Origin of the sequence: Planococcus faecalis (genome assembly GCF_002009235.1) — a bacterium.
In the GTDB taxonomy this organism is placed as follows: Bacteria; Bacillota; Bacilli; order Bacillales_A; family Planococcaceae; genus Planococcus; species Planococcus kocurii.
The window spans coordinates 1,021,333-1,035,669 of record NZ_CP019401.1; the positions used below are offsets into that span (position 1 = coordinate 1,021,333).

Below are 14,337 nucleotides of genomic sequence, written 5' to 3' on the forward strand. Positions count from 1 at the left end.
TCTTGACATCTAGCACTTTCATTAGGTACACTGTTTATAACGATTATAATGTAAGAATATCTATGAAGTGAGGTGCACGGCGATGTCTGAAGTACAATTAAAAGACGCGCTTGATGCTTTGAAGTCAACAGGTGTAAGAATCACGCCCCAACGCCATGCGATTTTGGAGTACATGATTCACTCGACAACACACCCAACAGCGGATGACATTTATCGCGCGCTTGAAAAAACGTTTCCTAATATGAGTGTTGCAACTGTTTATAATAATTTACGGGTGTTCAGAAAAGCGGGATTGGTAAAAGAGCTGACTTATGGAGATTCTTCAAGCCGTTTCGACTTTGTGACACATGATCATTATCATATTATCTGCAATGATTGCGGAAAGATTGTTGATTTCCATTATCCCGGACTTGATGAGGTTGAACATCTAGCTTCTCACGTGACTGGATTCCAAGTGGATTATCACCGTCTCGAAATTTATGGAACATGCCAGAATTGCTTAAGCGAAACGGCAAAAGCCCAATAAATTTCTAAAAGTAAAAAGAGCTTATTGCAATTAGCGGTAAGCTCTTTTGTATGCAGTGAAAAACAACCAGCGAAATGTTCATTCGCTGGTTGTTTTTAATGTTGTGAACTTTTTTTATTGTAGTCTTGATCAAACTCTTTTCCTTCAAGTGAGCGATCCATTGTCAATGGCTCGTTACAATGCATGCAAATATCTACGCGACCCAGCATTTTTGTATGTTTTCCACAATTAGGACATTCCACGGGTACGGTTTTCATAGACAGCAACCCAATCCAAGCATAGACACCTGTACTGCCAATAATCGCTACAACACCAAGCAACATGAAAATCACCATGACAATAGGGTGATTTCTAAAATAGATGCCGACATACATAATGACAATACCAATGAAGATTAGCGCTAACGCAAACGTCCGAATGCGATTGATTTTATTTTTATAAGGTTTCATGATTTATTTCCTCCTTGCATCCATCATACTATATCATAAATGTTCTTAAAAAGTGATATCGGTTTTCAAATGAAGGAATCCGTAATAAATATGTCGAAATAAAGAAGGGTAGGAATCAACGAAAGTGACAGTAAGGTTTGAGAAAAAGAGAATGGCAAAGTCTAGCAGACGATGGGGAAATGAAAACAAGCTGTAGTTTATAACTAACGACTCTGTTCAGCTTTATAGCAGAATGCGATAGAGACAGCAAGGAGTGAAAACAAATGGAACAAATACTACGACCTATTTATCAAGAACGTGCCAGCCAAGAAAGTACACTTGGCGTGATCTTAGTTGAAAAAAGAGAAAAGCTAAGTCAGATTACAGATACGTTCGATTCGATCTTGTTAATTATCACCAAGGAAAACGAGACACCCGTATTTACAAAACATTATACGTATCTAGCTAAAAAAGCAGCAATGCACATCGTTACCGAAAAGCAATTACATAAATGGCTGCTGCTAGGGACAAATCGAAAAATTGTTGACTGGTTGTTTTATGGTCGCGTAATCTACGACCGGAACGAATTCATGGAAAAGTTAAAGATCGAGCTAAAAGACTATCCTTTCTACGGACGGAAAATCAAGATGGGTATGGAATTTGCAAAACTAATTCGTCGTTATATGGAAGGAAAAGTGTTTTTTGAAGAAAAGAACTACATGGATGCCTATAATCATATGGTCGAATCGCTACATCATTTAGCGCGATTGGCAGTGCTAGAAAATGGTTTGCCTCCAGAAGTGACTGTTTGGTCGCAAGTTAAACAAATGGAACCCGCCATCTACAAGCTCTACGAAGAATTGATTTCGAGTGATGAGCCTATTGATAAACGGCTAGAATTGTTATTTTTAGCGAGTGAATTTTATATTCATTCGCGGACACAAGACGGAGCTCTTCATATAAGAGAAGTTATGGAGAAACAAAGTAGCTGGACGATACAGGAGTTACACGAGCAAGAAGAATTGAAAAACTATTCTTCTGATCTTGAAGTGTTCATCGAATATTTAGTAGATAAAGAATTGATTTTTATTAACGGGGTAACGACTAAGAGCGAAGGGATTTTCCACAGGTATTATTACGTAAAAAAATAAAGGGTGCTTTAGAGAAGTGAATGCTCTTTCGAATGAGCGAAAAATGAAATGCGCGTTGTTGTGCTTTTCCCTTAGCGATTAAGTTAGGAAGACTGGAGCAGTTAAGGGGATTACAAGGATTATGTAGAGACAAAAATAAGTGCCAAGAACTGAATTGAATTGGTAGCTGTTACTGAAAGTCGGATATTTGGACTTTGGTAACAGCTTTTCTTTTGCCAGAATTCACTAAAGAATAATGATTTAACAGCCTAATTATTAAGACGAGCAATATTTTTGAAAATATTTTGCTTTAACCGTTGACATATTAAGTGGATCTGTATTATGATAATACACGTCGCTAAGAGAAATTAAGTTTTTTACAATAATAAAAAAGCTTGACTCTCTCGGAAGACAATGTTAAATTAGAGAAGTTGCTTTTACAGAACGAACACATTGAACCTTGAAAACTGAACAGCAAAACGTCAACGAAAGACGTCACGAGCACCTTGGTGCGAGAACGGCTTTTGCGAAGGTTGCCTTTGGCAACCAGAGCGAAGTTGTTTTCCTTCTCGGTGTTCGTGACGACAACTTACTGATCAGCATCACGCAGATCAAAGCGAATCGTGCGTCTTCGGACGGCGATACGCCAGCAGTATTGAGCAATCAACACTACTCTATAATGGAGAGTTTGATCCTGGCTCAGGACGAACGCTGGCGGCGTGCCTAATACATGCAAGTCGAGCGGAACAATGGGAGCTTGCTCCCATTGTTTAGCGGCGGACGGGTGAGTAACACGTGGGCAACCTGCCCTGCAGATCGGGATAACTCCGGGAAACCGGTGCTAATACCGAATAGTTTGCGGCCTCTCCTGAGGCTGCACGGAAAGACGGCATCTCGCTGTCACTGCAGGATGGGCCCGCGGCGCATTAGCTAGTTGGTGGGGTAATGGCCCACCAAGGCGACGATGCGTAGCCGACCTGAGAGGGTGATCGGCCACACTGGGACTGAGACACGGCCCAGACTCCTACGGGAGGCAGCAGTAGGGAATCTTCCGCAATGGACGAAAGTCTGACGGAGCAACGCCGCGTGAGTGACGAAGGTTTTCGGATCGTAAAACTCTGTTGTGAGGGAAGAACAAGTACCAAGTAACTACTGGTACCTTGACGGTACCTCACCAGAAAGCCACGGCTAACTACGTGCCAGCAGCCGCGGTAATACGTAGGTGGCAAGCGTTGTCCGGAATTATTGGGCGTAAAGCGCGCGCAGGCGGTTCCTTAAGTCCGATGTGAAAGCCCACGGCTCAACCGTGGAGGGTCATTGGAAACTGGGGAACTTGAGTGCAGAAGAGGAAAGTGGAATTCCATGTGTAGCGGTGAAATGCGTAGAGATGTGGAGGAACACCAGTGGCGAAGGCGACTTTCTGGTCTGTAACTGACGCTGAGGCGCGAAAGCGTGGGGAGCAAACAGGATTAGATACCCTGGTAGTCCACGCCGTAAACGATGAGTGCTAAGTGTTAGGGGGTTTCCGCCCCTTAGTGCTGCAGCTAACGCATTAAGCACTCCGCCTGGGGAGTACGGCCGCAAGGCTGAAACTCAAAGGAATTGACGGGGGCCCGCACAAGCGGTGGAGCATGTGGTTTAATTCGAAGCAACGCGAAGAACCTTACCAGGTCTTGACATCCCACTGACCGGTGTAGAGATACACTTTTCCCTTCGGGGACAGTGGTGACAGGTGGTGCATGGTTGTCGTCAGCTCGTGTCGTGAGATGTTGGGTTAAGTCCCGCAACGAGCGCAACCCTTGATCTTAGTTGCCAGCATTCAGTTGGGCACTCTAAGGTGACTGCCGGTGACAAACCGGAGGAAGGTGGGGATGACGTCAAATCATCATGCCCCTTATGACCTGGGCTACACACGTGCTACAATGGACGGTACAAAGGGCTGCAACCCCGCGAGGGCAAGCCAATCCCAGAAAACCGTTCTCAGTTCGGATTGCAGGCTGCAACTCGCCTGCATGAAGCCGGAATCGCTAGTAATCGTGGATCAGCATGCCACGGTGAATACGTTCCCGGGCCTTGTACACACCGCCCGTCACACCACGAGAGTTTGTAACACCCGAAGTCGGTGAGGTAACCCTTGTGGAGCCAGCCGCCGAAGGTGGGACAGATGATTGGGGTGAAGTCGTAACAAGGTAGCCGTATCGGAAGGTGCGGCTGGATCACCTCCTTTCTAAGGATAAATTCGGAACCGAGCTTGGCTCGGGGTTGACGTTTTGCGTTCAGTTTTGAAGGTTCATTTTCAATGGTGACATTGAATTGATCTTTTATCAGTATTACAATTATACTCAAGAGGGCCTATAGCTCAGCTGGTTAGAGCGCACGCCTGATAAGCGTGAGGTCGATGGTTCGAGTCCATTTAGGCCCACCATTCTTCTTGGGGCCTTAGCTCAGCTGGGAGAGCGCCTGCCTTGCACGCAGGAGGTCAGCGGTTCGATCCCGCTAGGCTCCACCAATCATTTTGCAAGTAGAAATGATGACTTTGTTCTTTGAAAACTGGATAAAACGACATTGAAACAAATGCAAGTAATTCAAGTACGCGTGACGATTTCGTCACAACTTTTTAATTAACCAGTGGTTAAGTTAGAAAGGGCGCACGGTGGATGCCTTGGCACTAGGAGCCGAAGAAGGACGGCACTAACACCGATATGCTTCGGGGAGCTGTAAGTGAGCTGTGATCCGGAGATTTCCGAATGGGGGAACCCACTGCCTTTAATCGGGTAGTATCCATGTGTGAATCTATAGCACATGAGAAGGCAGACCCAGGGAACTGAAACATCTAAGTACCTGGAGGAAGAGAAAGCAAATGCGATTCCCTGAGTAGCGGCGAGCGAAACGGGATCAGCCCAAACCAAGAGGCTTGCCTCTTGGGGTTGTAGGACACTCTATACGGAGTTACAAAAGATAGGATTAGGCGAAGCGACCTGGAACGGTCCGCCGCAGCGGGTAACAGCCCCGTAGCCGAAAACCCTATCCCTCCAGAGTGGATCCTGAGTACGGCGGAACACGTGAAATTCCGTCGGAATCTGGGAGGACCATCTCCCAAGGCTAAATACTTCCTAGTGACCGATAGTGAACCAGTACCGTGAGGGAAAGGTGAAAAGCACCCCGGAAGGGGAGTGAAATAGATCCTGAAACCGTGTGCCTACAAGTAGTCAAAGCCCGTTAATGGGTGATGGCGTGCCTTTTGTAGAATGAACCGGCGAGTTACGATTGCATGCAAGGTTAAGCTGAGAAGGCGGAGCCGCAGCGAAAGCGAGTCTGAATAGGGCGACAGAGTATGCAGTTGTAGACCCGAAACCAGGTGATCTACCCATGTCCAGGGTGAAGGTAAGGTAACACTTACTGGAGGCCCGAACCCACGCACGTTGAAAAGTGCGGGGATGAGGTGTGGGTAGCGGAGAAATTCCAATCGAACCTGGAGATAGCTGGTTCTCTCCGAAATAGCTTTAGGGCTAGCCTCAAGATTGAGAATCCTGGAGGTAGAGCACTGTTTGGACTAGGGGCCCATCCCGGGTTACCGAATTCAGACAAACTCCGAATGCCAGTGATTTATGCTTGGGAGTCAGACTGCGAGTGATAAGATCCGTAGTCAAGAGGGAAACAGCCCAGACCACCAGCTAAGGTCCCCAAATATCCGTTAAGTGGAAAAGGATGTGGCGTTGCTTAGACAACCAGGATGTTGGCTTAGAAGCAGCCATCATTTAAAGAGTGCGTAATAGCTCACTGGTCGAGTGACACTGCGCCGAAAATGTACCGGGGCTAAACGGATTACCGAAGCTGTGGATGGATCTCGTTAGAGATCCGTGGTAGGAGAGCGTTCTAAGGGCGTTGAAGTCAGACCGGAAGGACTGGTGGAGCGCTTAGAAGTGAGAATGCCGGTATGAGTAACGAAAGACGGGTGAGAATCCCGTCCACCGAATGCCTAAGGTTTCCTGAGGAAGGCTCGTCCGCTCAGGGTTAGTCGGGACCTAAGTCGAGGCCGATAGGCGTAGACGATGGACAACAGGTTGATATTCCTGTACCACCTCCCCGCCGTTTGAGCAATGGGGGACGCAGAAGGATAAGGAGAGCGTGCCGTTGGTTGTGCACGTCCAAGCAGTGAGGCGTGAAATGAGGCAAATCCCATTTCTAATACGTTGAGCTGTGACGGCAAGAGGGTTTACCCTTGAGTCCCTGATTTCACACTGCCAAGAAAAGCCTCTAGCGAGGCGGGAGGTGCCCGTACCGCAAACCGACACAGGTAGGCGAGAAGAGAATTCTAAGGTGAGCGAGTGAACTCTCGTTAAGGAACTCGGCAAAATGACCCCGTAACTTCGGGAGAAGGGGTGCTCTGGTAGGGTGAATAGCCCGAGAGAGCCGCAGTGAATAGGCCCAGGCGACTGTTTAGCAAAAACACAGGTCTCTGCAAAACCGTAAGGTGACGTATAGGGGCTGACGCCTGCCCGGTGCTGGAAGGTTAAGAGGAGTGCTTAGCGCAAGCGAAGGTGCGAATTGAAGCCCCAGTAAACGGCGGCCGTAACTATAACGGTCCTAAGGTAGCGAAATTCCTTGTCGGGTAAGTTCCGACCCGCACGAAAGGCGTAACGATCTGGGCACTGTCTCAACGAGAGACTCGGTGAAATTATAGTACCTGTGAAGATGCAGGTTACCCGCGACAGGACGGAAAGACCCCGTGGAGCTTTACTGTAGCCTGATATTGAATTTTGGTGCAACTTGTACAGGATAGGTAGGAGCCTGAGATTCCGGAGCGCTAGCTTCGGAGGAGGCGTCAGTGGGATACTACCCTGGTTGTATTGAAATTCTAACCCACAAGCCTGATCGGCTTGGGAGACAGTGTCAGGCGGGCAGTTTGACTGGGGCGGTCGCCTCCTAAAGAGTAACGGAGGCGCCCAAAGGTTCCCTCAGAATGGTTGGAAATCATTCGTAGAGTGTAAAGGCAGAAGGGAGCTTGACTGCGAGACGTACAGGTCGAGCAGGGTCGAAAGACGGGCTTAGTGATCCGGTGGTTCCGCATGGAAGGGCCATCGCTCAACGGATAAAAGCTACCCCGGGGATAACAGGCTTATCTCCCCCAAGAGTCCACATCGACGGGGAGGTTTGGCACCTCGATGTCGGCTCATCGCATCCTGGGGCTGTAGTCGGTCCCAAGGGTTGGGCTGTTCGCCCATTAAAGCGGTACGCGAGCTGGGTTCAGAACGTCGTGAGACAGTTCGGTCCCTATCCGTCGCGGGCGCAGGAAATTTGAGAGGAGCTGTCCTTAGTACGAGAGGACCGGGATGGACACACCGCTGGTGTACCAGTTGTTCTGCCAAGGGCATCGCTGGGTAGCTATGTGTGGCCGGGATAAGTGCTGAAAGCATCTAAGCACGAAGCCCCCCTCAAGATGAGATTTCCCATTGCGCAAGCAAGTAAGATCCCTCAAAGACGATGAGGTAGATAGGTTCGAGGTGGAAGCGTAGCGATACGTGCAGCTGACGAATACTAATCGATCGAGGACTTAACCAACATACTGTATGCGAAAAACTTGCCTGTTTCACCTGTCGTTTATCCAGTTTTGAAAGAATAAGAAAGTTTTTGTAAAAAAAGCTTGAAAAAACCGGTACTAATGGTATAATAAAACTTGTCTTTCAAAATAAATTCAGTCTGGTAATGATGGCAAAGAGGCCACACCCGTTCCCATCCCGAACACGGTAGTTAAGCTCTTTTGCGCCGATGGTAGTTGGGGGTTTCCCCCTGTGAGAGTAGGACGTTGCCAGTCTGAATAATTATTCCGAAGTAGCTCAGTGGTAGAGCACCGCACTGTTAATGCGATGGTCGTAGGTTCGAGTCCTACCTTCGGAGCCAAATATGGAGAGCTGTCCGAGTGGCCGAAGGAGCATGATTGGAAATCATGTAGGCGGGCAACCGTCTCAAGGGTTCGAATCCCTTGCTCTCCGCCAGAAGTTCTTTTTAAAAGCACGGCCCCTTGGTCAAGCGGTTAAGACACCGCCCTTTCACGGCGGTAACACGGGTTCGAATCCCGTAGGGGTCACCAATTTCATGGAGGATTAGCTCAGCTGGGAGAGCATCTGCCTTACAAGCAGAGGGTCGGCGGTTCGATCCCGTCATCCTCCACCATTTACAGTTACATAGTGAACGCGTTGTTTTTAAATTTCACAATGTTAATCGTAAGAAAATAGTATTGTCGCGGGGTGGAGCAGTTCGGTAGCTCGTTGGGCTCATAACCCAAAGGTCGCAGGTTCAAATCCTGCCCCCGCAACCAAATGGTCCCGTGGTGTAGCGGTTAACATGCCTGCCTGTCACGCAGGAGATCGCCGGTTCGATCCCGGTCGGGACCGCCATTTTCAATAAATAAAGTGGGTCAGTAGCTCAGTCGGTAGAGCATTAGATTGAAGCTCTAAGTGTCGGCGGTTCGATTCCGTCCTGACCCACCATTTTTTATTAATACTTGTGCCGGAGTAGCTCAGTTGGTAGAGCAACTGACTTGTAATCAGTAGGTCGAGGGTTCGACTCCTTTCTCCGGCACCACTAGGTGGGGTAGCGAAGTGGCTAAACGCGGCGGACTGTAAATCCGCTCCTTCGGGTTCGGCAGTTCGAATCTGCCCCCCACCACCAGTTTTTAGGGGCATAGTTTAACGGTAGAACAGAGGTCTCCAACACCTCCGATGTGGGTTCGATTCCTACTGCCCCTGCCAATTTTAAATTTTATGATGGCGGTCGTGGCGAAGTGGTTAACGCACCGGATTGTGATTCCGGCACTCGGGGGTTCAATTCCCCTCGTCCGCCCCATGTTTTCATTTCATTAAGTGAACTTATAAATAATAAAGTGGCGGTCGTGGCGAAGTGGTTAACGCACCGGATTGTGATTCCGGCACTCGGGGGTTCAATTCCCCTCGTCCGCCCCATCTTTTACTAGTGGGGTATAGCCAAGCGGTAAGGCAACGGGTTTTGATCCCGTCATGCCCTGGTTCGAATCCAGGTACCCCAGCTTTAAGCGGAAGTAGTTCAGTGGTAGAACGCCACCTTGCCAAGGTGGAGGTCGCGAGTTCGAACCTCGTCTTCCGCTCCAATATTTGGCGGCATAGCCAAGTGGTAAGGCATGGGTCTGCAACACCCTTATCACCGGTTCGAGTCCGGTTGCCGCCTCCATAATATTTTGCCGGCGTGGCGGAATTGGCAGACGCGCGGGACTCAAAATCCCGTTCCTTCACGGGAGTGTCGGTTCGACCCCGACCGCCGGTATCACGAAAGAGCCTGCCTGCTCTTTCAAAAACCTCTTAACTGTGAGAAATCATAGTTAAGAGGTTTTTTTATTGAGTTTAGATTAAACTGGAAATTCGGTTTCAACAAAAATTTGTAAATTGATTATATAGATAGTGTTAATATCTCGAGAAATAAGCTATTATAATTTAGCTGAGAAATTATGTTGCGAAAATAGTGGAGGTAGAGAAAATGGCTTTCAAAAAGAAAGATAAGTTTGCATTGCAGTTGAGTGACATTGCGTTGAATTTAAAAGAAAGTGCAGCTTATTTTGCTGAGTATAAATTAAAAGCTAGTAATGACTTGATCATTTTTTCGAACACTATGAAGGATTATGAAACAAAAGGAGATTCTTTTATACATTCCATAATCCAAGATCTTAACAACGCATTTATTACGCCAATTGAACGAGAAGATATATTGGCTTTAGCAATGAGTATGGATGATGTATTAGACGGTTTAGAACACACAGCTGCACGATTTGATATGTATTCAATAGTAGAAGCAGATGAATACATGCTTGAATTTGTTGAAGCAATTCGATTGAGCACGATTGAGATAGAAATGGCAGTCGAACTAATGGTTTCTAAGAAGTTGCCTCAGATGAGATCTCATGCGATTAAAATTAAAGATTACGAATCTAAATGTGATGCCGTCCTGCGTCGATCCATAAAAAATCTGTTTCAAACTGAAAAAGATCCGATTCGAATTATTCAATACAAGGACATATACGAAGAGTTAGAAGAAATTGCTGATCATTGTCAGCAAGTCGCGAATACATTCGAATCAATTATTATGAAAAACGCCTAAGGAGCAAAATGACTAATGGATATGGTATTGCTGTTAACAGTTTTGATTGTCATTTTTGCTATAATATTTGACTTTATCAATGGGTTTCATGATACGGCAAATTCGATAGCTACTGCGGTTTCTACAAAAGCACTAACACCGAGACGTGCAATTATGCTTGCGGCCATTATGAATTTTGTCGGTGCTATGGCTTTTACGGGTGTTGCTAAAACAATAACCAAGGATATCGTCGATCCTTTTGCGCTCGATAATGGCTCTGTCGTTATTCTAGCAGCTTTATTAGCGGCTATTACATGGAATTTGTTGACTTGGTACTATGGAATTCCAAGTAGCTCCTCACACGCGTTAATTGGTTCAATAGCTGGAGCAGCTATTGCAGGGGCTGGCTTTGCAGCTCTTAATTACAGTGGCTTTCTAGCAATTTTGCAAGCTTTAATCTTTTCGCCAATTCTTGCTTTGGTCGTGGGCTATCTCATGTATAGTGTTTTTAAAATAGTATTCAAAGATCATAATTTAACAAAAACAAATAAGAATTTTAGATTAATTCAAATTGCCACTGCTGCATTGCAGTCATTTTCCCATGGTACGAATGATGCGCAAAAAGCGATGGGGATTATTACGTTGGCATTGATTGTGAATAATTATCAAAGCTCTGATGATATCCAATTGTGGGTACAAGCTACATGTGCCCTAGCGATGGCGTTAGGGACTTCGGTTGGCGGTTGGCGAATTATTAAAACGGTGGGCGGGAAAATCATGAAAATTCGTCCAGTTAATGGTGTAGCAGCTGATTTGACAGGTGCAGCAGTAATTTTTGGTGCTACTCTGATTCACTTGCCAGTTAGTACAACTCACGTTATTTCGTCTTCTATAATGGGAGTTGGGGCAGCGCATCGTGTTAAAGGCGTTCAGTGGGGGACAGCCAAGACTATGTTAATCACTTGGGTGATTACAATGCCAATATCGGCGATGTTAGCCGCTGTCTTCTACTTTCTTCTTAATTTGGTTTTGTAAAAAAGATAAACACCTGTTTTTGCAAAATTATTTGTTATACGAATAAAGTATTGGCGAGCGAAATGAGATGTGCTATAATAATTCTTGTCCGCTAAAGAAATACTTGCCGGCGTGGCGGAATTGGCAGACGCGCGGGACTCAAAATCCCGTTCCTTCACCGGAGTGTCGGTTCGACCCCGACCGCCGGTATCCTGCAAGATTAGATGAGAGGCCCTGACATTATTGTTGGGCTTTTCTTTTTGGAATTTTTAAGATGGATTGCTGAGGGTAAGTAGCAGTAAATAGATTTTTAAAGAACTAGTAAAAAGACCACCGCAAAAGCTAAAGCTTTTGCGGTGGTCTTTTGGTTAACGTTAAATAATTCCTTGAAATCGAAGGATAATTTCCGCAATGACTGCTGAGCCAAGAAATGTTCCGAGCAGAACCACCATGCCAATTACGATAGTTTTCCAACCTAATTGCACAAAGTCGAACCATGAACGGCCAATGGATACGCCGGCATAAGCTAAGATAGGCGTAGCAATTGCTAATAAAGTAACTTCTGTTGTGTAAGTGACAATTTGTGCTGCTCCCGGCATACCCGGAATTGTCAATATTAGACCGATAATGCCGATGTAAGCGATGCTAGGCAACTTGAATGGTAGTAAGCGGTGAATAACCAATCCGGCCAGGCTAATGCCTATTAGGATGGCTATTCCGGGAAGCGCATCCCAAGGAAGTATATCGTAGCCAATCCAATTACCAATCAGCATGATCACACCAATAATCATAAAGACCAGTATCCATTCTTTAAGACTTTTTATCATAATCTACGCTTCCTTTCGCTGCTTTTTTCTCTTTGTTTTTAGAGAGAATCTCATACAGTTTAACCGTTAAGGGCAAACCAATAAAAATACTCATGTATAGACCTGTTACTGAAGAAATTAAGTTGCTGACTCCTGAAAAGGCAGTCAAGGTTTCACTCATCTCAGGAAATGCGGCAATTAAAGGACCTAGAGAAGCCGCTGCCATACTACCGCTGCCCACACCTGTCGCCATGGCGAAAGAAATCGGATGCAGGGGCGTCACAGTAGCTAAAAAGCCTGATATCAACCCAATAAAAATCGATCCGAAGACGGTACCAAAAATATACATAGCCATAACGCCGCGTCCTTCGGGAGAGGATAAACCATATTTATCGGTAATCAGAGCAAGGTTGGCTTCTCGTCCGATAGAATGCGTCATACCGATGCTTTCTCTCTTGAGTCCTAGAAATACAGCTAAAGGAAGAGCTAATAAGATCGTGCCAAGGTTACCAAATTCCTGTAACAATAGAGCAGGACCGGCTTCGATGATTTGAGGCAGAGCGGGTCCTGCTTGGACTCCGAATTTAGCTATCAGTACAGAAACTGAGAGAAATACTAAAGGTTCTGCGTTAATCGATTGTTTATCGGTTACCAGTGGAGTGAAATACAATCCGAGACCAATCACAACTGCATAAAGCATCGGCAACAATAGAATGGTCCCAGGTCCAACTGGAATAGCGAATGTACCAATCGACTCAGTCACGGCTACAATCGCTAAAACGATGACATGTAGCCGCCAATCTTTCCACAATTTAAAAGCTTGTTCGCCCATGTAACATCTACTCCTTTTATGTGGGAGAACTGGCTCTCCGTTAGTGATTAGCTTGCGTTGGTAGCAGACTGGTATTTTTTCGCATAGTTAAGTGCCGCTGTGCCTAATGCTTTTGCGGCTATCAGCAAAGAACGTTCATCAATATCAAATTTTGGATGGTGATGTGGGTAAGCCTCTGTGTTGTCTGGGCTCTGTGCACCTGTAAAAAAGAACGTTCCTTTTATATGTTGAAGGTAATACGAGAAATCTTCGCCACCCATGACAGGTGGTGTTTCTCTAACTTCTTCTACTCCAGGGACAGAGGATGCGAGAGCTGCTAGAAAATTTGTTTCTTCTTCGTGATTGACTGTTGTTGGATAACCGCGTGTATAGGTATATTCATAATCTGCTCCTGAAACGAGACAAGTTCCTGCAATGACGCGTTCAATTTCTTCTTCGATAAAACTACGAATGTCTTCTTTGAATGTCCGTACAGTTCCAGTCATTTCAGCCGTGTCCGCGATAACATTATAGGGATTTTTAGCTTCGAAATTACAAATCGAGACAACAGCAGATTCCAATGGATTGATTCGGCGGCTGACGATTTGTTGCAAGTTATTAATCAGTTGTCCCCCAATGACAATGCTGTCTTTTGTATCGTGAGGGCTTGCAGCATGCCCACCTCTTCCAAGGATTTTAATGTCAAAGCGATCTGGAGCGGCTTGAAGAGGACCTGAACGATAACCAATTTCTCCAAGAGGCATTTGGGCTTGTAAATGCGTACCAAAAATAACATCGACGCCATCGAGACAGCCGTCTTCAATCATGGCGATGGCTCCGCCGGGTGGTAGTTCTTCTGCGTGCTGGTGCAAAAAGACAATGGTACCTTCAATTTCTGATTGCATACTATTTAATGCTTTCGCTAGACCGAGTAGACTCGCCGTATGGCCATCATGGCCACAAGCATGCATGACACCGTCATTTTTAGATTTAAAAGGCACGTCTGTTTGTTCTTGAATCGGTAGGGCGTCAAAGTCCGCGCGCAAAGCAACAGTTGGACCAGGTTTGTCACCTTTTAAGTAGGCCAGCACACCGTTACCACCAACATTTCTACGGACTTCGTGACCTAATTTTTCGTGGAAAAGAGCAATATATTCGGCTGTTTCCACCTCCTCAAAAGATAGTTCTGGGTATTCATGAAGATGGCGCCGAATATCGACAATCTCGTCGTACAGTTTATCGAGCTTAGTGAATAGTTGATCCAAAAAAAACCCTCCTTTAGAATAATAGTCTTATCCTATCATAATTTTCAGTGAATTTTAAGGTGCTTTTGCGGAAAATAAAAAGTATTCAGTTATATTAAATTCCATTTCTGGTGTAAAAAGTATATTTAGGATTAATAAGGACTATCTATGAGAACGACTGTGGAATATGTTAGTAGTATAACTATAAAGAATACTTGGATTGATGTGTTTATGCAGTTGAAATAGCAAAATCAACTGGATAAACAAAATGA

Annotated in this window: 8 protein-coding genes, 19 tRNA genes and 3 rRNA genes; 26 read left to right on the plus strand and 4 right to left on the minus strand. The window is 45.7% G+C overall.

Annotated features, from left to right (window positions below):
* The first annotated feature begins 82 nt into the window (after positions 1–82).
* The gene (gene perR / locus AJGP001_RS04955) at positions 83–526 is read left to right on the plus strand and encodes a peroxide-responsive transcriptional repressor PerR (protein WP_058385991.1); all 444 of its coding nucleotides are present in this window, start codon (positions 83–85) and stop codon (positions 524–526) included.
* A 95-nt stretch (positions 527–621) separates the two neighbouring features.
* Here the strand turns inward: perR and AJGP001_RS04960 are convergent, their stop codons facing one another.
* The gene (locus AJGP001_RS04960; protein ID WP_058385990.1) at positions 622–975 is read right to left on the minus strand and encodes a YgzB family protein; all 354 of its coding nucleotides are present in this window, start codon (positions 973–975) and stop codon (positions 622–624) included.
* A gap of 263 nt (positions 976–1,238) precedes the next feature.
* Here AJGP001_RS04960 and AJGP001_RS04965 point away from each other — a divergent pair, with 263 nt between their 5' ends.
* The 25 genes from AJGP001_RS04965 to AJGP001_RS05085 all read left to right on the plus strand — a co-directional run bounded on the left by AJGP001_RS04965 (position 1,239) and on the right by AJGP001_RS05085 (position 11,414).
* The gene (locus AJGP001_RS04965) at positions 1,239–2,105 is read left to right on the plus strand and encodes a nucleotidyltransferase-like protein (RefSeq protein ID WP_071153292.1); all 867 of its coding nucleotides are present in this window, start codon (positions 1,239–1,241) and stop codon (positions 2,103–2,105) included.
* A 655-nt stretch (positions 2,106–2,760) separates the two neighbouring features.
* A 16S ribosomal RNA gene (locus tag AJGP001_RS04970) occupies positions 2,761–4,311 on the plus strand.
* A gap of 121 nt (positions 4,312–4,432) precedes the next feature.
* Positions 4,433–4,509 (plus strand) — tRNA-Ile (locus tag AJGP001_RS04975).
* An 8-nt stretch (positions 4,510–4,517) separates the two neighbouring features.
* Positions 4,518–4,593: transfer RNA gene (locus AJGP001_RS04980), tRNA-Ala, on the plus strand.
* 121 nt (positions 4,594–4,714) lie between these two features.
* Positions 4,715–7,646 (plus strand): 23S ribosomal RNA (locus AJGP001_RS04985).
* 137 nt (positions 7,647–7,783) lie between these two features.
* Positions 7,784–7,899 (plus strand): 5S ribosomal RNA (gene rrf, locus AJGP001_RS04990).
* The 16S, 23S and 5S rRNA genes sit together here with 18 tRNA genes alongside, the layout of an rRNA operon.
* An 11-nt stretch (positions 7,900–7,910) precedes the next feature.
* Positions 7,911–7,985: transfer RNA gene (locus tag AJGP001_RS04995), tRNA-Asn, on the plus strand.
* A 5-nt stretch (positions 7,986–7,990) separates the two neighbouring features.
* Positions 7,991–8,080, plus strand: a tRNA-Ser gene (locus AJGP001_RS05000).
* 20 nt (positions 8,081–8,100) lie between these two features.
* A tRNA-Glu gene (locus AJGP001_RS05005) sits at positions 8,101–8,175 on the plus strand.
* A 7-nt stretch (positions 8,176–8,182) separates the two neighbouring features.
* A tRNA-Val gene (locus tag AJGP001_RS05010) sits at positions 8,183–8,258 on the plus strand.
* 68 nt (positions 8,259–8,326) lie between these two features.
* Positions 8,327–8,403 (plus strand) — tRNA-Met (locus AJGP001_RS05015).
* 3 nt (positions 8,404–8,406) lie between these two features.
* Positions 8,407–8,482, plus strand: a tRNA-Asp gene (locus AJGP001_RS05020).
* A 17-nt stretch (positions 8,483–8,499) separates the two neighbouring features.
* A tRNA-Phe gene (locus tag AJGP001_RS05025) sits at positions 8,500–8,575 on the plus strand.
* A gap of 18 nt (positions 8,576–8,593) precedes the next feature.
* A tRNA-Thr gene (locus AJGP001_RS05030) sits at positions 8,594–8,669 on the plus strand.
* 3 nt (positions 8,670–8,672) lie between these two features.
* Positions 8,673–8,756: transfer RNA gene (locus tag AJGP001_RS05035), tRNA-Tyr, on the plus strand.
* Positions 8,757–8,762: 6 nt separating this feature from the next.
* A tRNA-Trp gene (locus AJGP001_RS05040) sits at positions 8,763–8,836 on the plus strand.
* Between the two features lie 18 nt (positions 8,837–8,854).
* Positions 8,855–8,930: transfer RNA gene (locus AJGP001_RS05045), tRNA-His, on the plus strand.
* Positions 8,931–8,970: 40 nt separating this feature from the next.
* A tRNA-His gene (locus AJGP001_RS05050) sits at positions 8,971–9,046 on the plus strand.
* An 11-nt stretch (positions 9,047–9,057) separates the two neighbouring features.
* Positions 9,058–9,129: transfer RNA gene (locus AJGP001_RS05055), tRNA-Gln, on the plus strand.
* Between the two features lie 6 nt (positions 9,130–9,135).
* A tRNA-Gly gene (locus tag AJGP001_RS05060) sits at positions 9,136–9,210 on the plus strand.
* Positions 9,211–9,216: 6 nt separating this feature from the next.
* Positions 9,217–9,290: transfer RNA gene (locus AJGP001_RS05065), tRNA-Cys, on the plus strand.
* A gap of 9 nt (positions 9,291–9,299) precedes the next feature.
* Positions 9,300–9,383, plus strand: a tRNA-Leu gene (locus AJGP001_RS05070).
* 210 nt (positions 9,384–9,593) lie between these two features.
* On the plus strand, positions 9,594–10,211 hold the full coding sequence (locus AJGP001_RS05075; RefSeq protein ID WP_071153387.1) for a DUF47 domain-containing protein: 618 nt from the start codon (positions 9,594–9,596) through the stop codon (positions 10,209–10,211).
* A 15-nt stretch (positions 10,212–10,226) separates the two neighbouring features.
* Positions 10,227–11,225: an inorganic phosphate transporter gene (locus tag AJGP001_RS05080; RefSeq protein ID WP_058385987.1), complete on the plus strand. Its 999-nt coding sequence runs from the start codon at positions 10,227–10,229 to the stop codon at positions 11,223–11,225.
* 105 nt (positions 11,226–11,330) lie between these two features.
* Positions 11,331–11,414, plus strand: a tRNA-Leu gene (locus AJGP001_RS05085).
* A 164-nt stretch (positions 11,415–11,578) separates the two neighbouring features.
* Here the strand turns inward: AJGP001_RS05085 and AJGP001_RS05090 are convergent.
* The 3 genes from AJGP001_RS05090 to AJGP001_RS05100 are packed head-to-tail and all read right to left on the minus strand — an operon-like array spanning position 11,579 to position 14,086.
* Positions 11,579–12,031 (minus strand): hypothetical protein, encoded by a 453-nt coding sequence (locus tag AJGP001_RS05090; RefSeq protein WP_078080217.1) that lies wholly within the window; start codon positions 12,029–12,031, stop codon positions 11,579–11,581.
* Complete coding sequence (locus AJGP001_RS05095) at positions 12,015–12,842, minus strand: DUF3100 domain-containing protein (RefSeq protein ID WP_058385985.1); 828 nt, start codon at positions 12,840–12,842, stop codon at positions 12,015–12,017. Before AJGP001_RS05095 ends, AJGP001_RS05090 begins: the two co-directional genes overlap by 17 nt.
* A 47-nt stretch (positions 12,843–12,889) precedes the next feature.
* A complete protein-coding gene (locus AJGP001_RS05100) occupies positions 12,890–14,086 on the minus strand; it encodes a M20 family metallopeptidase (RefSeq protein ID WP_071153388.1) in 1,197 nt (398 codons plus the stop codon).
* Between the last annotated feature and the right edge of the window lie 251 nt (positions 14,087–14,337).